At 63.6% G+C, this 22,406-nt stretch carries 19 protein-coding genes and 1 tRNA gene; 10 read left to right on the top strand and 10 right to left on the bottom strand.

Features of this window, described 5'->3' with window-relative positions:
- Window positions 1-177 precede the first annotated feature (177 nt).
- Together IEX32_RS18245 and IEX32_RS18240 are read right to left on the bottom strand one after the other, a co-directional pair.
- Window positions 178-447 (bottom strand): FAD assembly factor SdhE, encoded by a 270-nt coding sequence (locus IEX32_RS18245; RefSeq protein ID WP_188772973.1) that lies wholly within the window; start codon window positions 445-447, stop codon window positions 178-180.
- A 55-nt stretch (window positions 448-502) separates the two neighbouring features.
- Complete coding sequence (locus IEX32_RS18240) at window positions 503-925, bottom strand: baeRF12 domain-containing protein (RefSeq protein WP_188772972.1); 423 nt, start codon at window positions 923-925, stop codon at window positions 503-505.
- A gap of 105 nt (window positions 926-1,030) precedes the next feature.
- Here IEX32_RS18240 and recG point away from each other — a divergent pair, with 105 nt between their 5' ends.
- On the top strand, window positions 1,031-3,088 hold the full coding sequence (recG, locus tag IEX32_RS18235; RefSeq protein WP_188772971.1) for an ATP-dependent DNA helicase RecG: 2,058 nt from the start codon (window positions 1,031-1,033) through the stop codon (window positions 3,086-3,088).
- An 18-nt stretch (window positions 3,089-3,106) separates the two neighbouring features.
- On the opposite strand, the gene IEX32_RS18230 is transcribed toward recG, so the two are convergent.
- Window positions 3,107-3,649, bottom strand: a complete 543-nt coding sequence (locus IEX32_RS18230; protein WP_188772970.1) for a hypothetical protein — start codon at window positions 3,647-3,649, stop codon at window positions 3,107-3,109.
- Between the two features lie 236 nt (window positions 3,650-3,885).
- On the opposite strand from IEX32_RS18230, the gene dnaE reads away from it, so the two are divergent.
- Together dnaE and IEX32_RS18220 are read left to right on the top strand one after the other, a co-directional pair.
- Window positions 3,886-7,491 (top strand): DNA polymerase III subunit alpha, encoded by a 3,606-nt coding sequence (gene dnaE, locus IEX32_RS18225; RefSeq protein WP_188772969.1) that lies wholly within the window; start codon window positions 3,886-3,888, stop codon window positions 7,489-7,491.
- Between the two features lie 100 nt (window positions 7,492-7,591).
- Complete coding sequence (locus IEX32_RS18220) at window positions 7,592-9,190, top strand: long-chain fatty acid--CoA ligase (RefSeq protein WP_188772968.1); 1,599 nt, start codon at window positions 7,592-7,594, stop codon at window positions 9,188-9,190.
- A gap of 21 nt (window positions 9,191-9,211) precedes the next feature.
- Here IEX32_RS18220 and IEX32_RS18215 read toward each other — a convergent pair whose 3' ends face one another.
- A complete protein-coding gene (locus tag IEX32_RS18215; protein WP_188772967.1) occupies window positions 9,212-9,484 on the bottom strand; it encodes a hypothetical protein in 273 nt (90 codons plus the stop codon).
- 73 nt (window positions 9,485-9,557) lie between these two features.
- Window positions 9,558-10,628 carry a PA0069 family radical SAM protein gene (locus IEX32_RS18210; protein ID WP_188772966.1) on the bottom strand — a complete coding sequence of 357 codons (1,071 nt, stop codon included), beginning with the start codon at window positions 10,626-10,628 and terminating at the stop codon, window positions 9,558-9,560.
- Window positions 10,629-10,770: 142 nt separating this feature from the next.
- Between IEX32_RS18210 and IEX32_RS18205 the strand changes: the two genes are divergently transcribed.
- The 4 genes from IEX32_RS18205 (at window position 10,771) to IEX32_RS18190 (ending at window position 14,727) form a co-directional block, all read left to right on the top strand.
- Window positions 10,771-11,376: a TetR/AcrR family transcriptional regulator gene (locus tag IEX32_RS18205; protein WP_188772965.1), complete on the top strand. Its 606-nt coding sequence runs from the start codon at window positions 10,771-10,773 to the stop codon at window positions 11,374-11,376.
- A 68-nt stretch (window positions 11,377-11,444) separates the two neighbouring features.
- On the top strand, window positions 11,445-12,296 hold the full coding sequence (locus tag IEX32_RS18200; protein ID WP_229736482.1) for a TauD/TfdA dioxygenase family protein: 852 nt from the start codon (window positions 11,445-11,447) through the stop codon (window positions 12,294-12,296).
- Between the two features lie 312 nt (window positions 12,297-12,608).
- Window positions 12,609-13,451 carry a TauD/TfdA dioxygenase family protein gene (locus IEX32_RS18195; protein ID WP_188772964.1) on the top strand — a complete coding sequence of 281 codons (843 nt, stop codon included), beginning with the start codon at window positions 12,609-12,611 and terminating at the stop codon, window positions 13,449-13,451.
- A gap of 394 nt (window positions 13,452-13,845) precedes the next feature.
- Complete coding sequence (locus IEX32_RS18190; protein ID WP_188772963.1) at window positions 13,846-14,727, top strand: OmpA family protein; 882 nt, start codon at window positions 13,846-13,848, stop codon at window positions 14,725-14,727.
- A 240-nt stretch (window positions 14,728-14,967) separates the two neighbouring features.
- Here IEX32_RS18190 and IEX32_RS18185 read toward each other — a convergent pair whose 3' ends face one another.
- Window positions 14,968-16,200: an NADP-dependent isocitrate dehydrogenase gene (locus tag IEX32_RS18185; RefSeq protein WP_188772962.1), complete on the bottom strand. Its 1,233-nt coding sequence runs from the start codon at window positions 16,198-16,200 to the stop codon at window positions 14,968-14,970.
- A 134-nt stretch (window positions 16,201-16,334) separates the two neighbouring features.
- Between IEX32_RS18185 and IEX32_RS18180 the strand changes: the two genes are divergently transcribed.
- A complete protein-coding gene (locus IEX32_RS18180; RefSeq protein WP_188772961.1) occupies window positions 16,335-17,096 on the top strand; it encodes a crotonase/enoyl-CoA hydratase family protein in 762 nt (253 codons plus the stop codon).
- A gap of 81 nt (window positions 17,097-17,177) precedes the next feature.
- Here IEX32_RS18180 and IEX32_RS18175 read toward each other — a convergent pair.
- Together IEX32_RS18175 and cpdR are read right to left on the bottom strand one after the other, a co-directional pair.
- Window positions 17,178-17,252 (bottom strand) — tRNA-Val (locus IEX32_RS18175).
- 115 nt (window positions 17,253-17,367) lie between these two features.
- Complete coding sequence (gene cpdR / locus IEX32_RS18170; RefSeq protein ID WP_188772960.1) at window positions 17,368-17,742, bottom strand: cell cycle two-component system response regulator CpdR; 375 nt, start codon at window positions 17,740-17,742, stop codon at window positions 17,368-17,370.
- Between the two features lie 160 nt (window positions 17,743-17,902).
- Between cpdR and IEX32_RS18165 the strand changes: the two genes are divergently transcribed.
- Window positions 17,903-18,856 (top strand): N-formylglutamate amidohydrolase, encoded by a 954-nt coding sequence (locus IEX32_RS18165; protein WP_188772959.1) that lies wholly within the window; start codon window positions 17,903-17,905, stop codon window positions 18,854-18,856.
- Between the two features lie 291 nt (window positions 18,857-19,147).
- Here the strand turns inward: IEX32_RS18165 and IEX32_RS18160 are convergent, their stop codons facing one another.
- Window positions 19,148-19,918 carry a SapC family protein gene (locus IEX32_RS18160; protein ID WP_188772958.1) on the bottom strand — a complete coding sequence of 257 codons (771 nt, stop codon included), beginning with the start codon at window positions 19,916-19,918 and terminating at the stop codon, window positions 19,148-19,150.
- Window positions 19,919-20,061: 143 nt separating this feature from the next.
- Window positions 20,062-21,483: an FAD-binding oxidoreductase gene (locus tag IEX32_RS18155; protein ID WP_188772974.1), complete on the bottom strand. Its 1,422-nt coding sequence runs from the start codon at window positions 21,481-21,483 to the stop codon at window positions 20,062-20,064.
- 176 nt (window positions 21,484-21,659) lie between these two features.
- On the opposite strand from IEX32_RS18155, the gene IEX32_RS18150 reads away from it, so the two are divergent.
- Entirely contained in the window at window positions 21,660-22,280 is a 621-nt protein-coding gene (locus IEX32_RS18150; RefSeq protein ID WP_188772957.1) for a hypothetical protein, read from the top strand.
- The last annotated feature ends 126 nt before the right edge of the window (window positions 22,281-22,406 follow it).

Genomic DNA, 22,406 nt, shown 5'->3' with positions numbered 1-22,406 from the left:
GTCCCACTCGTCCATGTGCGCCTCCCAAATAGCGCGCACACAGATTCAGCCTTCGCTCAAATCGTAAAGACCCTTTTTTCCGTTAACCTGAGTTCGGAGCCCTGGCGACAACGCTACGGCCATTTTCTACGTCGCCAAAACCTGGCAAACTCCGGTCGGCCATCGTGAAGGTCCGCCTCAGCGCGGAATCTCGACGTAATCGAGCTTCATCATGCGCTCGATCAGCGGGCCGCGGTATTCCTCGGGGATGGACTGCGTGCCCAGTGCCCAGGCCATGATGTCCACGTCTTCCTCTTCGATCATCTTCTCGAACAGGTCGATGTCCGCATCCGACCATTCGGCGTGGAAGCGGTCGAAGAAGCAGCCGATCATGTAATCGGCCTCGCGCGTGCCGCGGTGCCAGGCGCGGAACTTCAGGCGGGCGAGGCGGGGTGAAAGCTCGGTCATGGCGCGCCGTTACGCCACGGCGCGCGCACCGGCAAGGCCTGGCGGCGAACGGGCGTCAGCCGTGCAGGACGCGGACGATCTCGGCGGTCGGGCGGCCGGTTAGGTTTTTCGGGACTTCGGCGACAAGCACACGCTCGACCTCCTTGTGGAAGTGCCTGCGCATCTCTCCCAGCGAACGCGGATCGGCGACGATCACGAGCTTGTCGATCCGGTGCGCGAGGATCTGCGAATTCAGCCAATCGGCCACGGCGGCGACGTGGGCGGCCTCGTCGAGGCGCGCCACACGGTTTTTCGGGGCCGGGGGGGTGAAGCGCGAAACCCGGTCGTGGTCGTAGACGCCCGCGCTGAAATTCGTCGCTTCCAGCTCCGGAATGGGGACTGCCTCAAGGCGCGGCTCGGCCTCGATACCGGTATTGCGGTAGAGTTCGAACTTTTCACCATCGACGATCGCGAACACGGTTCCGTGCGGCAAGAGCATGGTTATCTCCTTGTTTTCATAGCCTTCCAGAAACGAAACGAAACGATCCTCAAGTGCGTTCCACGCGGTCTGGCTAAATGTTCGTTTCTCGCGCTAAGAGGCTGCATGCGGCCCGAAGCGCTCAATTCCCTGTTCATCGAGGTCGACGCGCTGGAGGGCGTGGGCCCCAAGCTGCGTCGCCCGCTGGAAAAGCTCGGACTCACCCGTATCCGTGATCTTGCATACCACTTGCCGGACCGTTTCGTCGAGCGCCGCGCGGTCGATAATCTCGACGAGGCAGGGGCGGGAGAGAACATCATCGTCTCGCTGACCGTGCGTGAGCACCGCGCTTCATCCGGTCGCGGCCCGTTCCGGGCGCTGGCGGAGGACAGGCTGGGCAACATCTGCGCGCTGACCTACTTCGGCCGCGCTTCATATACCGCCCGCAAGGTGCTGCCGGTGGGGCAGGCGCGGTGGGTCGCCGGACGGCTCGACCAGTACGGGCAGATGTTGCAGATCGTCCATCCGGAGCATGTGTCGGAAAGCACCTCGGCGCCGATGGGACAACTGCGCGAGGCGGTCTATCCGCTGTCCGAAGGGCTGACGCAGGGGCGGGTCTCCGCGCTTGTGCAGCAGGCGCTCAAGGCGCTTCCGGAGATGCCCGAGTGGATCGAGCCGGGCCTTATGGAGCGGATGAAGTGGCCGGTCTGGCGCGAGGCGCTGATCGAGGCGCACAAGGGCGCCAATGCATCAGCGCGCGACCGGCTCGCCTACGATGAACTGCTGGCGAACGCGCTGGCGCTGATGCTGGTGCGAGAGAGCAACCGTACGCAGCGCGGCACACCGCTGGCGGGCGACGGATCGCTGCGAGCGAAACTGCGCCTGCCCTTTGCGCTGACCGGCGCGCAGACGCGTTCGATCAGCGAGATCGAGGGCGACATGGCTCAGGAATCGCCGATGCTGCGCCTGCTCCAGGGCGATGTGGGTTCGGGAAAGACGGTCGTGGCGCTCTCTGCCATGATGATCGCCGTCGAAGCCGGAGCGCAGGCCGCGATGCTGGCGCCGACCGAGATCCTCGCGCGCCAGCATCATGAGACGCTGACCCGTATGGCGCAGGGCACCGGCGTCGAGATCGCGTTGCTGACCGGGCGCGACAAGGGCCGCGCGCGCGAATCGATCCTGATGGGCCTGCTCGACGGCTCGATCGACATCGTCGTGGGCACCCATGCGATTTTCCAGGACACCGTGTCCTACAGGAACCTGGCGCTGGTGGTGATCGACGAGCAGCACCGCTTCGGCGTGGGCCAGCGCCTGATGCTGGCCCGCAAGGGACGCCGCACCCCGCATACCCTGGCGATGACGGCGACGCCGATCCCGCGCACGCTGACGCTGGCGCAGTACGGCGAGATGGAAGTCTCGCGCCTCGATGAATTGCCTCCGGGGCGGCAGGCCATCGACACCCGTGTCGTCTCGGTCGAACGCCTGGGAGACGTCGTCGGCGCGCTGGAACGGCATGTCGAGAGCGGCCAGCAGGCCTACTGGGTCTGCCCGATGGTGCGCGAAAGCGAGAGCGACGACCTGGCCGCCGCCGAAGCGCGCTTCGCGGCGCTGAAGGCGCGTTTCGGCGATCACGTGGTGCTTCTCCATGGCCAGCTCAAGCCCGAGGTCAAGGACGCGGCGATGGAGCGTTTCGCCAGCGGCGAGGCGAAGCTTCTGGTGGCAACCACGGTGATCGAGGTCGGCGTGGACGTGCCCAATGCGACGCTGATGGTCATCGAGCAGGCCGAGCGTTTCGGACTGGCCCAGCTCCATCAGTTGCGCGGGCGCGTGGGGCGCGGCAGCGAGAAATCGACCTGCCTGCTGCTGCGCGGCCCGGCTTTGTCGGAAACCGCCCGTCAGCGCCTGGCCTTGATGCGCGAGACACAGGACGGGTTTCGCCTTGCCGAGGAAGACCTGGTGCTGCGCGGAGGCGGCGAACTGCTGGGCACGCGCCAGTCGGGCGACACACCGTTTCGTATCGCCAGCCTGGAACAGATCCAGAAGCTCCTGCCGCTCGCACACGACGATGCGCGGTTGCTGATCGAACGCGACGGCGGGCTTGCGGGGGCGCGGGGGAATGCGGCGCGGCTGCTGCTCTATCTGTTCGAACGCGATTGGGGGGTGCAACTGCTGCGGGGCGGGTGATCCGCGGCGATCCTGACCCTACAAAGCGCTCGCGATGACCGCGACGGAACTCAGCATGACCACGGCCAGCAGGATGACGAGTGCGCCAACGATCAGGCGCGTATTGACTACCCGTAGCGGGGCCGCTTGTCGGGTCAGCGTGAACGGCCAGGCCGCCGCCTTATCTTCCCCGACATAGTCGTAGCCGTTGTGCGTGGAGGAGACCATGCCCGGCCCGCTGATCTCGCTCGCGAGCGCGAGCTTCTCGAAGGCGATGGCGATCTTCTGGTCCTCGAGATGCCTGGCAATCGCGTTCCACTCATGCCGCTCGTTGGCGGGAGGGGGCAGCCGTTCCACCAGATGCTCAATCTTCGCGTCGAGGGCGTGCAGGCGGTCGATGGCTTCGAGCGCGCAGTGGCGATTGCCGGTTCGCAGGGCAAGCTGAAGCCGCGTCAGCGACATCGTGTTGGCGCGGCAAAGTTGCAGGCCAAGCAGCAGCCCGTCTCGCGATTCGCTGCCGTGCCGGATAGTGCGATTGCTGTCTGACGTGGCCGGTTCGTTCTTCGGCGCCGTAACGCTCATGGCGTTTCTCCCGCGTGTGCGACTCCTGATCGACATAGCTAGGATCAGCGGCATGAGTGCGGAAAGACGCATGAGGCCGAACGTGGATCGCGCGCGCCGTAACGCGGCCGTCACAATGCGCTTTTCGGGCAGCCGCAGGCAAGGGGCGCCCTGCCGCTCCGGCGCTCGGGGCTATCCCCTGCTTTGTCCGTAATGCGGCCTTGATCGTGCGGCCAAGTGGTGCCTAAATCCGCACCATGTCCTTTGCGCCCTTCGTCCCGCTTCGCATTTTCTCGAGCTTTACGATGCTGGACGGCGCGATCGACCCCAAGGCAATCGCCAAGCTGGCCAAGGAGCGCAAGTTTCCCGCCATCGCGATTTGCGATCGCAACGGCCTTTACGGTGCGCCGACCTTTGCGCAGGCCTGCTTGGACGCTGGCGTGCAGCCGGTGGTCGGGACATTCCTTGCCGTCGCCCGGCCGGGAGGCGCCGTGCAGGGGCAGGACCTGCCGATCGACTGGCTGGCGCTGTTCGCGCAGAACGAGGATGGCTGGCTCAACTTGTGCCGGCTCGTCAGCCGTGCCCATCTCGACCGACCGCTCGAACTCGATCCGCACGTCGAGCTGGAAAGCCTGCGGGGCTACACCGATGGTCTGATCTGCCTTACCGGCGGCAACGAAGGCGCGCTGGCGCGACTCTATGCCGAGGACCGGGCCGACGCGGCCGAGCGCTATTGCGACGGTCTCCAGGCGCTCTTTGGCGACCGGCTCTACATCGAGGTCACCCGCACCGGTGAGCCCGAGGAGGAGGCTTCCGAGGAAGACCTGATCGCGCTCGCCTACGAACGCGACCTTCCGCTGGTCGGGACGAACCCGGCGCAGTTCGCGGAAAAGTCCTTCCATGCGGCTCATGACGCCATGCTGTGCATCGCCAATTCAACGCAAGTTGACGCGGCGGACCGTCCGCGTTCGTCGTCCGAACGCTGGGTCAAGCCGGTCGAGGTCATGGAGGACCTGTTCGCCGACTTGCCCGAAGCGCTGGCGAACACGCTGGTCGTCGCTCAGCGCTGTGCTTTCGCGCCGCCGCGTCGCAAGCCGCTGCTGCCGAGCCTTGCTGGCGACCGTGAGGGCGAGGCGCGGATGCTGGGCGACGATGCCCGGCGCGGCCTTGCCAGACGGCTTGTCCCGTACTGGCCGGACGTGACCGAGGATGAACTCGACGAAGCGCTCGCCTGCAAGGGCGAGGAGCGCAAGGCGGCCTATGAGGCATTGCGCGAGAAGGGCGTGACCGAGGACTTCCTCGAATATGCCGACCGCCTCGATTTCGAGACGCAGATCATCATTGGCATGGGCTTTCCCGGCTACTTCCTGATCGTCGCCGACTTTATCAAGTGGGCCAAGGACAATGGCATCCCGGTGGGACCGGGGCGCGGTTCGGGCGCGGGGTCGCTGGTGGCATGGGCTCTGACGATCACTGACCTCGACCCTCTGAAGCTGGGCCTGCTCTTCGAACGCTTCCTCAACCCGGAACGCGTCTCGATGCCGGACTTCGATATCGACTTCTGTGAAACCCGGCGCGGCGAAGTGATCCGCTACGTGCAGCGCAAATATGGCCACGACCACGTCGCCCAGATCATCACGTTCGGCAAGATGAAGGCGAGGGCGGTACTGCGCGACTGCGGGCGCATCCTGCAGATGGGCTATGGCCGCGTCGACTCGCTGTGCAAGATGGTGCCGAACCATCCCACCGATCCCTGGAACCTGACCGAGGCACTGAACGGTCGCAAGGCGCACGGCGTCACCAAGGACCCGCCGGTCGCCGAGTTCCGCCGCGAATACGATACCGATCCCGAAGTGAAGCGCATGCTGGACCTTGCCGTCCAGCTCGAAGGCCTGCCGCGCAACTCATCCACCCACGCCGCGGGCGTGGTCATCGGCGATCGCCCGCTGGCTCAGCTGGTGCCGCTTTACCGCGATCCGCGTTCCGACATGCCGGTGACGCAGTTCGACATGAAATCGGTCGAGGATACGGGGCTGGTCAAGTTCGATTTCCTCGGTCTCAAGACCCTCTCGGTCCTGCGCAAGGCCTGCGATCTGCTCGAAAGGCGCGGGATCAGGATCGAGCTTTCCGCGCTGGGTTGGGACGATCCGGCGGTTTATGAACTCCTGAAACGGGGCGACACGGTCGGCGTGTTCCAGCTGGAATCGGAAGGCATGCGCCGGACGCTCGCCGCGGTTAAGCCGACCAATTTCGGCGACATCATCGCGCTCGTCTCGCTCTACCGTCCGGGACCGATGGACAACATTCCGCTCTTCGGCCGGCGCAAGAACGGGTTGGAGGAGATCGAGTACCCGCACGAGAAACTGGCGGGCATCCTTGGCGAGACTTACGGCATCTTCGTCTATCAGGAACAGGTCATGCAGGCCGCGCAGATCCTTGCCGGCTATTCGCTGGGCGATGCGGACCTGCTGCGCCGCGCGATGGGCAAGAAGAAGCAGGAGGAGATGGACAAGCAGCGCGCCCGTTTCGTTGCCGGCTGCAAGGAAATTTCCGACATCGACGCGCCGAAGGCCAATGAACTGTTCGACTTGATCGACAAGTTCGCGGGGTACGGCTTCAACAAGTCGCACGCCGCAGCCTATGCGTTGCTTGCCTATCACACCGCCTGGCTGAAGGCGCATTACCCCCACGAATTCTACGCCGCCTCGATGTGCTTCGACATGCATCAGTCGGAAAAGCTGGCGGTCTTCGTCGACGACGCGCGCCGCAACGGAATCGAGCTCGCTCCTCCCGACATTAACATGTCCGAGGCCGAATTCACCGTCGAGGAAACGCATGACGGCCACGCGGTGCGCTATGCGCTTGCCGGCATCCGCAACGTGGGCGAAAAGGCAATGGATGCGATCGTCGCCGAGCGTGAGGCGAACGGCAAGTTCACCGATCTCGACGACGTATTCCGCCGTGCTCCTGCCGGGTCGATGAACCGCCGCCAGCTTGAAAGCCTCGCTGCCGCCGGCGCGTTCGACAATCTGGAGCCGAACCGCGCCAGGGTCATCGCCAATGCCGATACCCTGCTGGCCGAAGCGGACCGCTCATCGCGCGAGCGCGCCAGCGACCAGCATGGCCTTTTCGGCGGTGACGATCATTCCGAGCAGGCACTGCGCCTGACGGATTGCGAGCCGTGGAGCCGCATGGAGCAGATGGCGAAGGAGCGCGAGAACTTCGGGTTCTATTTTGCCGCCCATCCCGTCGAACAGTTCCGCGCGGTGGCATCGGCCAACGGCGCCCGTACACATGCAAGCCTGATTACAGGCGGAACCGGCGCCGCCGGACGCTCGGGCGCGGTCATGGCGGCGCTCGTCGAGAACGTCCAGAAGCGCAAGACGAAACGCGGCAAGGACTTCGTCGTCGCCGATTTCTCGGACCAGTCGGGTAACTTCTCTGCTTCGTGCTTCGAGGAGAGTCTGGTGGACAGCTTCGTCAAGTGGGCGAGGGAAGGCACCTGCGTGCTGCTCAACGTCGAACTCGACAGCCCCAGCGCGGACGAGCCGCCGCGCGTGACCGTGCGCGGTGGGCGCCCGCTGGCGGAGGTCAAGGCCGATGCGCGCATGCTGTTGAGGCTCGACATCGACCGGGTTGAGGCAGTGCAGGAACTGGCGCTCCTCATGCGGCCGGGCGCGGCCGGATGCGGCGAGGTGATCGCCAATCTCATGCTGGAAGATGGACGCGAGCAGAAAATCCGGCTTGGACGCAATTTCGCGCTCGACGGCGAATTCGCCGAGCAACTGGCCACGGTTGAGGGCCTGTCGAACATCTCGCTCACCGCGCATCGCGGCCCTGAGGGATTACGCCACGCCGCGTGATGTTGCGAGAGAATGTCGTTCTGGAAATGAGGGCGGGTCATCAATAGTGTCGGTAGTCCGACGAGTGAACCGAGCGCTCGCCTTAGCGGAGAATGGATGAATGTCAGGGGCAATGCAGGACTGGGAATTGCGTGTGTCGGGGCTGCTCGATCATGCCGCGCGGGAGCATGGCGATCGGGAGATCGTCACGCGTTGGGCCGACGGCACGGAGACGCGGACCGACTGGCGCGGTATTCGGCATGATGCGCTCAGGATGGTGCAGGCGCTCCGGCGGATCGAGGTCTATCCGGAACAACGCGTTGCGACACTTGCGATGAACCATGCGAAGCACCTGACCGCATGGTTCGGTGCGACCGGTGCCGGCTGCGTGCTCCACACGATCAATCCGCGGCTGTTCGACGAGCAACTGATCTACATCATCAATGATGCCAGGGACCGGGTGCTGATTTACGACGCCGCGTTTCAGCCCATCGTCGATCGCCTGAAGCCCCTGTGCCCCACGGTCGAACACTACATCTGCTTCGATTCCGGTGAACATTGCCAATCGTTCGAGGATTGGATCGGCGGCGAGGACGGCAACGCCACCTGGACGCCTGGCGAAGAGCAGCAGCCCTGCATGCTGTGCTACACCAGCGGGACGACGGGCCACCCCAAGGGGGTCCTTTATTCGCATCGCTCGAACCTGCTCCACACGCTGACAATGATCGCGCCGGCCTGCCTTGCGATCGAACCGCGATCCTGCGTCTTCCCGATCGTGCCCATGTTCCACGCCAACAACTGGGGCCTGCCCTGGGCCTGCGCGGCGACGGGGGCGAAGATGGTCTACAGCCAGGTGAACGAACCGGAGGCGATCTGCGGGTTGATGGAAAGGGAAAAGGTCAGCCACGCGGCGGGCGTGCCGACGGTGTGGTTCTCGATATTCCAGTACCTCGACGAGACGGGTAAGAGCCTGCCTCCTATCCGCCATGCGCTTTCGGGCGGTTCCGCCGTGCCGCGCACCGTGGTCGAGCGGTTCATGGCGGAGGGCGTGCGTCTCGCGCAGGCCTGGGGCATGACCGAGACCTCGCCCATCGCGACCGTCACTTATGAAACGGCGGGCTGGGATGAGCTTTCATTAGCCGAGCAGGTCGATCGCAAGAGCCTGCAGGGCAGGGCCGTTTATGGCAGCGAGGTACGGATTGTCTCGCTGGACGACGGGGTTACCGAACTGCCCCGCGACGGCACCACCTCGGGGGCGCTACAGGTGCGCGGTCCCTGGACCATCAAACGATACTTCAATGCCGAAGAAGACTGCGTGGGCGAAGGGCAGTGGTTCGGCACCGGAGATGTCGCGGTGATCCTGCCCGATGGCACGGTGAAGCTGACTGACCGGACCAAGGACGTGATCAAGTCCGGCGGCGAGTGGATCAGTTCGGTTGAACTGGAAAACGCCGCCGTCGCCCATCCCGACGTAATGGAAGCCGCCGCGATCGGCGTTGCGCATCCCAAGTGGGACGAACGGCCCCTGCTCGTCGTCGTGCCGCGGCCCGGATCGGGCGTGTCGGAGGAAGCGATCCGCGAATTCCTGCGCTCTCGCGTGGCAAGCTGGTGGGTGCCGGACGCCGTGGAGTTCGTTTCCTCGATCCCGCACACGGGCACCGGCAAGATCAGCAAGAAGGACCTTCGCGACCAGTTCCGGGACTATCGCCTGCCGACCTGATGCGGCCGGAATGGCGGCCGTTTACTGCTCGTTGATCCTGTCTCCGGCCTTTTCCGCCGTGTCGCCGATCTGCTCGGCGGCGCTGCCGACGCTGTTTGCGGCATCGGCTATGGCATCGTCCTTCGCGGCTTCATTCGAAGTCGTCTGCGTGAAAAGATAGATGCCGGCGATCACGGCGATCAGCAAGATCACGGCCATGAATATGCCGGTGCCGCTGGATGAACTCTTCTCGCGAATTATCGTCGTGTGCGGCGCGCGCTCGTCCACGCGCCTTTCTTCGGTTTCGTCGGTCATGACGACCTCCTTTTCACGTTCCCGTCGTGGGACCAGAACTCACCGAGGCGCGAGTTGTTTCCCGGCGGTCCGGTCAAAGCAGCGACAATTGTCCGCCGGCGCCGGGGGGTCGGAAAGCGGAACAATCGAGCTTCATGGTCGGGGATCGCATGCCGAGCCGCCCGGCGGCCAGCCGGAACCGCTTGCGGAACAGGTCCGCCCAGACGCCGCTCGGGCGCATCCGGTCGAAAAAGCGCGGGTCGTTGTCCCGTCCGCCGCGCAGGTCCCTGATTGTCGCCATGACCTTGCCGGCCCGGTCCGGGAAATGCGCCTCCAGCCATTCGCGGAACAGCGGTGCCACTTCGTGCGGAAGCCGGATCATGATCCACATCGCACGGCGCACGCCTTCCTTCGCGGCGGCCGCGAGTATCGCTTCCATGAAATGGTCGGTGACCGCGGGTATGACCGGAGCGATCGAGACATGGGCCGGCACGCCTGCCTCGACGAGCCTGCCCAACGCCGCGATGCGCTTGGCCGGTGACGCCGCCCGTGGTTCCAGCAGGCGCGAAAGTCCGGAATCGAGGCTGGTCACCGATACGCCTACTTCCACCAGACCGAGGGGCGCCATTTCCGAAAGCAGGTCCAGATCGCGAAGCACGCGGTCCGATTTCGTTGTTATCGTAACTGGATGGCGGACTTCCAGGCACAGTTCGAGGATCGAGCGCGTGATGCGATAGCGGCCTTCAATCGGCTGGTAGGGGTCGGTATTGGTTCCCATGGCGATCGGCGCCGGCCGGTATCCGCGCTTGGCGAAAGTCTCGCGCAGAAGCCGCGCCGCGTCCGGCTTGGCGAACAGCTTCGTCTCGAAATCGAGGCCGGGCGAAAGGTCGTGATAGGCGTGCGTGGGCCGCGCAAAACAGTAGATGCAGCCGTGCTCACAGCCCCGATAGGCATTGATCGAGCGGTCGAAGGGGATGTCCGGAGAGCGGTTGAAGGACAGGATCGTTCGCGGGTGTTCGTCGGTAACAGTAGTTGCGGGATGGCGGGGAGCGCCGTCGATGTCGGCCACGCTGTCCAGCCAGTCTCCGTCCGCCTCGCGCGCAGGGAGGTTGAAGCGGGTGCTGTCCGCAGCGCTGACGGCGCCTCTTCCCTTTACCGGTTCCATGCCCAAGTTTGAACATAAAGAGAACAAAAGTCAATCATGCGCTCTGGCGCGACCAGCTTCGCCCGCCGGGAACAGGGAAGCGTATTCGCTTCGGTTGATATTCGCGCCGACGGCCCGTAGTCGAGGGCCGAAGGGGAAGATGATGGCAGCCGCACGGCGAAGGGTCGGAGCAGAAACGTCCGCGACGCGGGCCCGCATGGTCGAGGCGACGAGGGACCTCATCCGCGACGAAGGCTATGCCGCCGTCAGCACGCGGCGCGTGGCCGCACGTGCCGGGCTGAAGTCTTCGCTCGTCCATTACTATTTTCCGACGACCGACGACCTGCTGCTCGAGGTCTCGCGCCAAGGTGCGGCGGAGAGCGACCGAATGATCGAGGAGGCGCTTTCGTCCGACGATCCGGTGCGCGCCTTGTGGGAGTTCTTCATCGATACCAGCCGGGTTGCCATGTCGCTTGAATTCATGGCCATGGCCAATCACCGGGAAGCCGTGCGCCGGCACATGGCCGAGCACAGCGCGGCCATGCGCGACCGGCAGGTGGAAATCCTGCAGCGCATCGTGGGAGACCGGATGGCGGTGCTGGAAGGCTTCGATCCGGCCGGGCTGAGCCTTGTCCTCGCCGGTATCGGTCGCGCGATCGTGATGGAAGAGGGTCTGGGCGTGAAAACCGGACATGCCGAGGCAATTGCCGTCGTCGAGACTTGGCTGGCGAAACTTGCGCCAGATCAAAGCAAGGATGCCGCGACATAAGGCATGACTCCCGCATGGCACGCTGAGCATATGTTCAGCATGTGCCGGAGTGTCCGGGAGTTCATGCCGTGAGTGAAGTCATCGAAAAAGTCCGTCTGAAGTTCGAGCGGATCAAGCCCAAGGTTGGCGCCCGCATCCTCAATTCGAAGGAAGAGATTCTCTCCGGCGAAATCTCGGACGAGATTCGCGGCTTGCTGGAGGAAGTCGGCGTGCTCGTCTTTCCCAAAATTGACTTTACAGACGAGGAGCAGGTCGCCTTCACCAATTCTGTCGGCGGCACGGCGCAGGAAATGCGCGGCGAAAGCGTATTCAAGATCTCGCTCGACAGGAATGTGAACAAGGAGGCGGTCGAATACCTCAAGGGTTCGCTGTTCTGGCACGTCGATGGCACCATGAACCGGATGCCGATCCGCGGGTCAGTGCTCTCCAGCAAGGTTCTACCCACCTGGGGTGGCAATACCGAATTCGCCAACTGCTACACGGCCTACGAGGACCTTTCGCAGGAAACGAAAGACCGGCTCGAGAATCTGCGCGTGATCCACTCGATGTGGAATTCGCAGCTCTACCATTGCCCTGAGCCGACGCTCGCCCAGCTGGAGGACTGGATGTCCAAGGGCGAGGAGGGCAAGGGCGAGCGCGAACTGCCGCTGGTCTACAAGCACGCCTCGGGCAGGAAGTCGCTGATCCTGGGCAATACCGCCGAGCGTGTCGTGGGGCTATCGGCCAGGGAGAGCGCGAAGCTGCTTCATGGCTTGCGCGAGCATGCGACAAGCGAACCCTACCACTATGCGCACGAATGGAGCCTGGGCGACGCGGTGATGTGGGACAATACCGGCACGCTTCACCGCGCCATGCCCTATGACCCGGATTGCGGCCGAATGCTCCATCGCACCATAATCAAGGGCGATAGCTGGGGGTGAGCGCAAGACTTTCGTGGATCTGCAGGCACGGCTTCGGTTGAGGGGCCGGCCTGCCGGCTTCGATGCGCCGGCGCCCGGATCCTTTCCGGTTGCTTTGCCGACACAAGGCCATCCGTCAGGCCGGACGGAAATGTACTTTGATACCCGTTCAGAATCACTAGTCTGGATTCCGTATCGCGGGACGGCGAGAGAAATTCCGCTCCGACCGGACCCGATCGATCACCAATGGCGCCAAAAGCGGCTTGACGGGACGATGGGACTGGGGAATCGAAGAACGTTGTTCTCGTCAAAGGAAACCGGGAGAATTCTAGTATGTCGGTAGTCACCGAGACCAAGCTCAAGTCGGAAAACATCAAGCCCAAGATCGGTAGTCGCGTCCTCAATTCGAAAGAGGAACTGCTTTCCGGTGACATCGCCGGCGACATCCGCGATCTCCTGGAGGCCCGCGGCGTGCTGGTGTTCCCGCAGATCAATTTCACCGAAGAAGAGCAGATCGCCTTCACCAGGACACTGGGGAAATACGCGCCCGAAACGCAGGACGGCTCGGTCAGCAAGATCACGCTCGACGTGAAGGAAAACCCCAGCAGCGCCGAATACCTCAAGGGCTCGCTCTACTGGCATATCGACGGCACCCGCAACGAAGTGCCGATCCTCGCCTCGCTGCTTTCGTGCAAGGTGCCAAGCCCCAAGGGCACCGGCAATACCGGCTTTTCCAACACTTATGCGGCGTACGACGACCTGACCGACGAAGAGAAGGCGGAATACGGCGAGCTCAAGGTCCTTCACGCCCCGTGGGCCTCGCTGTTCTATTACGAGCCCGAGCCGCCGCTCGCCAAGGTGAAGGGCATGCAGGCGATCGGTGAAAAGGTGCTGCCGCTGGTGTGGGAGCACAAGTCCGGCCGCAAGTCGCTGGTGCTGGGCTGCACTTGCCATCACGTGCTCGACGTGCCCCATGACAAGAGCGCGCAGATCATCCATGGCCTGCGTGAATGGGCGACCCGCCCCGAGTTCACCTACAGCCACGAATGGGAAGTGGGTGATCTGGTGATCTGGGACAACACCGGCACAATGCACCGCGCCGAATGGTACGATCCCGGCTGCGGCCGCATGATGCTGCGGACCAAGCTGGAAGGCGAGGAACCCTGGGCGGAGTAAGCTCTCCTCCCCGCCCGACCTGAAACTGAAAAGCCCGCCTTCCGAAAAGATAGGCGGGCTTTTTGATGGAGAGGGGCGGAAGGAGACGGGAAGCGCAAGCTCGCTACATCCCGATCATTCAGCGCGCGTGAAGGTGGGTGCGGCGCGGTCTTCATCGGTTCGCCGCACAATGCGCTCGAACTAACCGTTCAGCTAACAGTGTTCCCCGGCGCGTTCATGTACCAGCAAGGCGGGGATGAACACGGGATATGGCGCTCAAGTGCGGCATACCTGTCACACATCTAGCTAAAGCGGGATCAAAGGGGGCTCTAACAGCCGGACACGCCGCCATTGGGGGACGGATGAAAGCCGTGAACACACACGGCCGGCTGCTGCAATGTGAAGGAGTAGCATAATGAATATCGTTTCCAAAAATCCAAGATTTCTGTTCCTGGCTGCCATGCTCGCCGGGACAGCGTCAGGCAGCGTGGCGGCCCAGGCGCAGGAACTGCCCGAGGCCGGAATTTCGGGGAGTGTGACTGACACGTCAGCGCCCCAAGCAGCCGAGATGACAGAAGGCCCTGAGATCGAAGGCATCATCTCCGCGCGCAGCGGCGACAGGATGCAAGTCACCGCCGCGGATGGCACCAAGTCGGTCATCACCATCAATGATGCAACGAAGATCAAGGCCAGCGGTGGGTTCCTGGGTCTCAATCGCAGTCGCCTTGCCGCGACTTCGCTGCTCAACGGCCTGCCGGTTACCGTCAAGACATGGCAGTCGGGCGGCGAACTGGTGGCGAGCGAGATCGATCTCAAGAACAAGGACCTCAAGACCGCGGCAATGATCCATAATGGCACCGACCAGCGCTTTGCCGAACAGACTGCGGCCACCGAAGCGTTGCGCGGTCGCATGGCTGATATTGACAAATACAACATCAAAGGCACGACGAACGTGAACTTCGACACCGGCAAGGCGGTGCTGTCCGCTCAGGCGCAAGATGAGCTCTGCGCCACGGCGAGCTCGGCCGAGGGGATGAACAACGCCCTGCTTCTGGTTGTCGGTTACACCGATTCGGTTGGAAGCCAGGAATACAACCAGGTACTTAGCGAAAAGCGGGCCAGCCGGGTCGTCAATTACCTTCAGCAGGCCTGCGGATGGAAACCCTACCGCATGCTCACCCCCACCGGGATGTCCGAAGCGGACCCGCTGGCGAGCAATGACACCGTCGAGGGCAAGGCACAGAACCGCCGCGTCGCGGTGAATATCCTGGTCAGCAAGGGTCTTGACGGTCTGTAAGACGCGCGGGGTGGGCCTTGCCCACCCCGGGATTCCCGGCAGGGAATCGTCAGTTCAGTCGTGGGTGGTGTCGGCTTGGCGGTGACAGCTACCATGCCGGCATCCGGCATGGGTGAAGCGCTCCAGGATCTGCCGCCGCCCAAACCGCTTTCCTGCATCGCCCGTGGCTGACACAGGCCACGAAAAAGCCCCCTCCCGACACCGGAAGGGGGCTTTTGAATGCCTTGCGAAGCAGATGCCTCAGCCGACGAGCCCCTGAGCGGACATTTCCTTCTCGAGGTTCTCGACGATCGCCTCGAAGAACTGCTCGGTGGTCATCCAGCTCTGGTCCGGGCCGATGAGCAGGGCGAGGTCCTTGGTCATCTTGCCGCTCTCCACGGTCTCGATGCAGACGCGCTCCAGCGTCTCGGCGAACTTCACCACGTCCGGCGTCCCGTCGAACTTGCCGCGGTACATCAGGCCGCGAGTCCAGGCGAAGATCGAGGCGATCGGGTTGGTCGAGGTCGACTTGCCCTGCTGGTGCTGGCGATAGTGACGGGTGACGGTGCCGTGGGCGGCTTCGGCTTCCACGGTCTTGCCGTCGGGCGCCATCAGGACCGAGGTCATCAGGCCCAGCGAACCGAAGCCCTGCGCGACGGTATCCGACTGCACGTCGCCGTCGTAGTTCTTGCAGGCCCAGACGAACTTGCCCGACCACTTGAGCGCGGAGGCGACCATGTCGTCGATCAGGCGGTGTTCGTACGTGATGCCGGCGGCGTCGAACTTTTCCTTGAAGCCTTCGGTTTCGAAGACTTCCTGGAACAGATCCTTGAAGCGGCCGTCATAGGCCTTCATGATCGTGTTCTTGGTCGAGAGGTACACCGGCCACTTGAGGTTCAGGCCGTAGTTGAACGAGGCGCGCGCGAAGTCGCGGATCGATTCGTCGAGGTTGTACATCGCCATGGCAACGCCCGGGGCCGGGAAGTCGAACACGTCCAGGTCGATCTTGTCGCCGTTCTCGCCATCCCAGACGAGGCGCAGCTTGCCGGGGCCGGGGATCAGCGTGTCGGTGGCGCGGTACTGGTCGCCGAAAGCGTGACGGCCGACGACGATCGGGTCGGTCCAGCCCGGAACCAGACGCGGCACGTTGCTGATCACGATCGGCTCGCGGAAGACGACGCCGCCCAGGATGTTGCGGATCGTGCCGTTGGGCGACTTCCACATCTTCTTGAGGCTGAATTCCTCGACGCGGGCCTCGTCAGGAGTGATGGTGGCGCACTTCACGGCAACGCCGTACTGTTTGGTGGCGTTGGCGGCATCGACGGTAATCTGGTCATCGGTCTCGTCGCGCTTCTCGACCGAGAGATCGTAGTACTTGAGATCGACGTCGAGGTAGGGAAGTATCAGGCGTTCGCGGATCCACTGCCAGATGATCCGCGTCATTTCATCGCCGTCCATCTCTACGACGGGATTCGCAACCTTGATTTTTGCCATAGCCTGAAAGCTCCGCTGGGATGAGAAAATTGCGCGTCTCTTAGGCAGAGGGGGGGCGCTTAGCAAGGCAGGGATCGGCGATTCGGGCCAAGTTTGAGGACGCAGGGACGATACTGTCCGGAATCGGAGGGACCATGGGTGATGAAGTGATCGTCGTTGCGGAACAGGGCGTGCTGGAGGTTACGATCAACCGGCCGAAGCAGCGCAACGCCATGACCCGGGGAGCGGCCGAGGCAATCGCGCGCGCTATGGAGCGTCTGGAAGAGGATGGCGGACTGCGCTGCGCCATCCTGGCCGGGGCGGGCGGCGACTTCTGCGCGGGTATGGACCTCAAGGGCTTCCTCAAGGGCGAACTTCCCGTCGACGCGCGCGGCGGGTTTGGCGGCATCACGACATGGACGCCCGGGAAGCCGGTGATAGCGGCGGTGGATGGCCATGCGCTCGCGGGCGGAATGGAACTGGCGCTGGCGTGCGATCTGATCGTCGCCAACCGGGATGCGAAATTCGGGATTCCCGAAGTGAAGCGAGGGCTTGTCGCGGCTGGCGGGGGCCTCGTGTTGCTGCCGAGGCTCTTGCCCCGGCAGCTCGCCATGGAACTGGCGCTGACCGGAGATCCCATTGGCGCCGAACGCGCCGCCGAATTGGGGCTGGTCAACCGCGTGACGGATGGCCCGGCGATCGAGGCCGCGCGCGAACTGGCACTGGCGATATGCACCAACGGCCCACTGGCATTGGAGGTTTCGAAGGCGATCGTGCGTGATTCGTGGCTCTGGCCGATCGAGGAGATCAACACGCACCAGAACCCTTACGTCAGGCGGGTTTTCGAATCCGACGATGCGAAGGAAGGCGCCCGCGCCTTCGCTGAGAAGCGCAAGCCGGAGTGGAAGGGGCGGTAACGGGCGCAACGAGGGGAAAACAAGCGGGTGCCGAAAGCGAAAAGGCGCCGCGGGGCGGCGCCTTTTTGAGTGCTTTCGGAATGGTGGGCGTAGCAAGGATTGAACTTGCGACCCCTACGATGTCAACATAGTGCTCTACCACTGAGCTATACGCCCATTCCATTCAGGCGTCCTTGCGGCAATCATCCGGGAAGGATTGGCCGCTCGGAGGACTGGCCCTTTAGCCTCGTGATTTTGTGGATGCAAGACGCTTTAGGCGGAAATTTTCGCGTCAGAGACGGGCGTGTTCGGGCAGGCCGAAAACGCGCTGCACTTCCATCACGAGATCGCGCAGGTGGAATGGCTTGGACAGGACCTTGGCCTGCGGAGCTTCGCGGCTGGCGCGCAGGGTGACGGCAGCGAAACCGGTGATGAACATGACCTTGGTCATCGGCGAAACCTCGGCGCAGCGCTGGGCGAGTTCGATGCCGTCCATCTCGGGCATGACAATATCCGACAGGAGCAGATCGAACGTCTCGGTCTCGAGATGGGGCAGGGCGTCAACTCCGGATTCGGCGACGACCACATCGTATCCCGCATTTTCGAGAGCGCGCGCCAGGTAGGTGCGCATAGCCTGATCGTCTTCGGCCAGCAGGATGCGAATCATTGCCTTGTTGTCCCGTATGTCCAGATATTTGCCCCGCGCCGCGCTGATCGGCCGGTATTGGTTGCATACCGCGTTCTCGGTTAATTTTCTCGCCCGGATTTGGGACTGACCGGGAACGGGACGCTTTGACTCGCGAACATGAAACGCCCAGTTTCGGCCCATGGACGGTTGTTCGGGCGAGAGCGATTCGCAAAAGCGTTCGGGAGGGCGGATTCCCGGGACGGCGGCGCGTCCCGCCTTCACGGTCTCGTTGACCGAGCCGTCCGCGATTCCCGTTCTGATAGCCGTTCCTCATGCGGGAAGAACTTATCCGCAGGCTCTGCTGCGCGGGCTCAGGCATCCCGAATCGGTCGCGCTGCGGCTGGAAGACCGTTACGTGGACCGGCTGGCCGTGCAGGTGGCCGCGGCAACCGGGGCGGGCCTGCTGGTGGCTCATGCGCCGAGGGCGATGATCGACCTCAACCGAGCCCCCGACGATGTCGACTGGGAAATGTTCGATCGCGCGTCACGTCCCGGTCACGCCGGGACGTCGCCGAGTCGGCGTGTGCTCAGCGGACTGGGCCTGGTGCCGCGGCGATTGCCCGGACTGGGCGAGCTTTGGCGCGGCGGTCATCGCGGGCAGGATCTCGCCGCCAGGATCGAGGGGGTTCATGTGCCATACCATGATGCGCTGGGCCGTTCGCTGGAAGCGCTGCGCGACCGCTGGGGCGCGGCCCTGCTGCTCGACCTGCATTCGATGCCGCCTTTGCCGTCGCGGTTTGGAGCGGCCTCGGCGCAATTCGTTGTCGGCGATCGGTTCGGCGTGACCTGCCATGGCGGCGTGATTGCCGCCGCCTTTGCGCATTTTGCGGAATGCGCCTGCGCGGCCGCGCATAATCGGCCCTATGCGGGCGGATATGCACTCGAACGCCACGCCAGCCCGCGTGCGGGCATTCATGCGATGCAACTGGAAGTTGACCGTAGCTGCTATCTCGATTCGGATCTCGTCGAGCCGGGGCCGGGAATGGACGCCACGGTGGAGGTGCTCGTTTCGCTGGTGCGGCGTATGGGCGCGGTGGTCGCGGATATGGGGCAGGACGCCGATCGCAGGGGCTGGCCACTCGCGGCCGAATAGCGCTCCTGCACATTCCGCAATAAAAAACCACCTCGTGCAATGCACGAGGTGGCCAAGGTTCAGGGAGGAGGTGCACAATGTGCACCAACCTGACCGGGCCATGAGGGTAGCGCCGATCAGGCATTGCCAACATAGGCAAGCCTGAGGCGAGTTTCAAGGAAAGACTTGAGCGTAAAAATCGCGCCTTAGCGCGAGCGGTATCCGCAATGCACGGCAATAATCTTTGTGCGGTGCGGAATAGGGTGGAGGTGTGGCAAATATACCATAGCCACCTCCACCCAACCGGACGTGTCAGGCGTTCGCGGGCACCACCGGGCCCTTGCCCTGGCTGATCTGGCGACCAAAGATCTCGCGCACCAGTTCGAGCGAGAAGAGGTGGGCATAGATCAGCGGCAGCATGCCGTTCTGGTTCCACTGGCGCAGGATGTCGCCGCGCATCTCGCGCAGCTTTTCCTCATTTACCATCTGGAAGCCACGATAGTTGAAAGGCTGCTCCTGACCGGCCTCGATGTTGAGTTCGCCGTCCATCAGCAGGTCGTGCTTCTTCAGTTCGGCGATGAAATTGGCGGTCTTGTTGCCGGCAATCTCGAAGTTTTCGCAGAACTTGAGCAGGTTCTTGGTCGCTTCCGAAGGGTCGGCGTCTTCGAACAGCGGCTGGCCTTCGTCAAGTTCGCCGACCAGATCGCTGGTGGGGTCGAAGCAGAGCGAGAGTTCGTCACTGTCCGGGCGCAGCTTCGCCAGCATGAACGGATAGCGGCGCACATAAGCCGGGATGTAGACGGGCGTGTTCACCGTGCCATCTTCGTCGACATAGACGTTCACGCCCTCGTTCATGCCCATCAGGGCGAGCGGGACCGGATTGTCGCCGCCGGTGAAGACGATGGGAAAGTGACGCTGCGCCTGCGGGAACTCCTCGACCGTCAGCGGCACCGAATTCACGCCGGCAAGCCATGTAGCCTTGTCGGTAGCGCGAGTCTTCCACGACGCATGCTGCTGCGAGTTGAGCGGGATGAGGTCCTTGTAGAACAGGGGCAGGGCAGGATTTTGTGGCGCGCTGGCCATTGCGATCTTCTCCGCAGGGCTGGTAGAATTTTTGAAGCCGCCGCTTTAGGCGCTGGGCTTGAGGCGCGCAAGCGTAGTGCTCCGGATAGCTCGGGCATTGCCGTGCGTCGCCGGCATGGGGACGGCGTTCGACGGGATCCGCGCTAGATCAACTTGCCGGGGTTCAGCAGCCCCTGCGGATCGAGCGCCTGTTTCACCGCACGCAGCATCGAGAGGGCGACGGGGTCGCCAAGTCGCACCAGCTCCTCGCGCTTGAGCTGGCCGATGCCATGCTCGGCGGAAATCGATCCGCCCCACTGGGTGACGAGGTCATGCACGCGGCGACTGATGTCCTTGCCGGGCCCCATCTGCCAGGCGAGAGCGTCTTTCACCTTGGGCGCGATCATATGATAGTGCACGTTGCCGTCGCCAAGGTGGCCGAAGGCCACGGCCTCAACTCCGGGCCATTCGGCCTCGATCATCGGCGCGGTCGTTTCCACGAATTCGGGCATTTTCTCGACAGGTACCGAGATGTCGTGCTGCACGGCGGGGCCGCGCGCGCGTTCGGCGGGAGCGACCGATTCGCGCAGGAGCCAGAACGCTTCTGCCTGCGCCTCGCTTGCGGACAGGACGGCATCTTCCAGCAAGTCGTTCTCGAAGGCCGAAGCCATCATCGTTTCGCAGCGGTCGCGCAGCGTATCGGCGGAAGCAGTGTCGGCGACGACTTCGATCAGCGCGTACCACGCGTGCCTTTCCGTGAGGGGTGAACGCGAATCGGGCAAATGATCAAGCACGGCGTCGAGGCAGGCCTGGGGCATCACCTCGAAGCCTTCGAGTGCGTCGCCGGCCGAGTCCTCGCAATGCAGCAGGAGTTCGCGGGCGGCGCGGAGCGACGGCAGGCCGGCCCAGACCACCACCCGTTCGGCGACAGCGGGGAGCAGCTTGAGCGTCGCGGCCGTGACAATGCCCATCGTCCCTTCGGAACCGATCAGCAGCTGCTTGAGGTCAAATCCGCGATTGTCCTTCTTGAGCGGCGTCAACATCGAGAATATCCGGCCATCGGCAAGTGCCGCTTCCAGCCCGAGCACGAGCGCGCGCATCGATCCGTGTCGCAGCACTTGCGAACCTCCGGCGTTGGTGGAGATCAGTCCCCCCACCGTAGCCGAGCCCTTGCCGCCGAGCGTCAGCGGAAAACGGAGACCCTTTGCCTCGACTGCTTCATGCAGGGTCTGGAGGACGACGCCGGCTTCGCAGGTGACACGGCGCGACTCCTCGTCGACTTCACGGATCGCGTTCATGCGCCGGAGCGACAACAGGATCGCCCGGCCTGAATCGTCCGGGGTCGCCCCGCCGGACATGCCGCTGTTCCCGCCCTGCGGCACGATGGGAACGCCATGCTTGGCGCAAAGGCGGACGAGTTCGGACAATTCCCGGGCATTGGCGGGAGACGCCATGGCGCAGGCCCGGCCGGTGAACCGCCCCCGCCAATCGGTGAGCCACGGCTCGACCAGTTCGGTATCGTTGGTGATTCCCCGGGGGCCGAGAAGCGTTGCCGCCTCTTCGAAGAACGTATCGCAATTCGTCATGGCCCCGATATGGCACAGGCCATTCGCGGTTTCATCCATTCGATCCGGATACTTTCTCAGGTTTTCCGGAGGAGATCCGGGTAAATGCTGTTTTCCTGTCGAGTTAAGCGGTGGTTCAAGCTCTTTCGCTATGGCGGCATCAGCGGCGCGCCCGTGTTCAGGGAACCAGTGAGACGATGAATCTTGCGACTGCATTGCTCTATCCGGTCATGTTGCTGCTTCCGGCAGCCAGCACGGTCGAGGACGGGCGTTCGGCGGAGGAGAGCGGATCCGAGATGTCCGCAATGCCGGCGGCGCAAGGGGAGGAGGTCAGGGCCTCGGCGGAACAGACCCGGTTCGGACCGCGGGTTGCCTTATCTGCATGGCCTTTTGCCGTTACGGCGTTTCAGCACGTCGAGCCGCAAGGCGCGTGGCAGGTGCGGATCGAGCAGCGCATGACCATCCGGATCACCCCGCGCGCCTCGCGGCCGGCATCGCCCGACATGTTCGTGGCCCTGCCCGAAGGGGAGACCGGGCAGCGCTTCGTGGAGCGCAAGATCGGAAAGTGCCTTTCGGCCGGGGCCATCGCGGGCGTTCAACCGGACGGTGGCAATCGGCTGCTCCTGTTCATGCAGGACCGGCGCATCGTGAGCGCCGAACTGGAGCGCGCCTGCAGCGCGCGTGATTTCTATTCCGGGTTCTATTTGTCGCGCAGTTCCGACGGCAAACTCTGCATCGATCGCGACACTCTGCTTTCGCGCAGCGGGATGAACTGCAAACTGACGCGCATCCGCGAACTCGTCGAGGTCGATGACTGAGGTCGCAATCAGGATCGCGGCGCGCACGGCAACGGGTTCAGGTTAACGGGCGGCGGCAAAGGTTTTGGTGGCGGGTTGAGCGATGGCGTGATTCATGGGGTTTCGGGATCACACAAAGCCGGACGC

This window comes from Novosphingobium endophyticum, assembly GCF_014640675.1.
Lineage (GTDB): Bacteria > Pseudomonadota > Alphaproteobacteria > Sphingomonadales > Sphingomonadaceae > Novosphingobium > Novosphingobium endophyticum.
The sequence above is the reverse complement of the archived record's forward strand: the minus strand, read 5'-3'. Positions and strand labels throughout refer to the sequence as shown.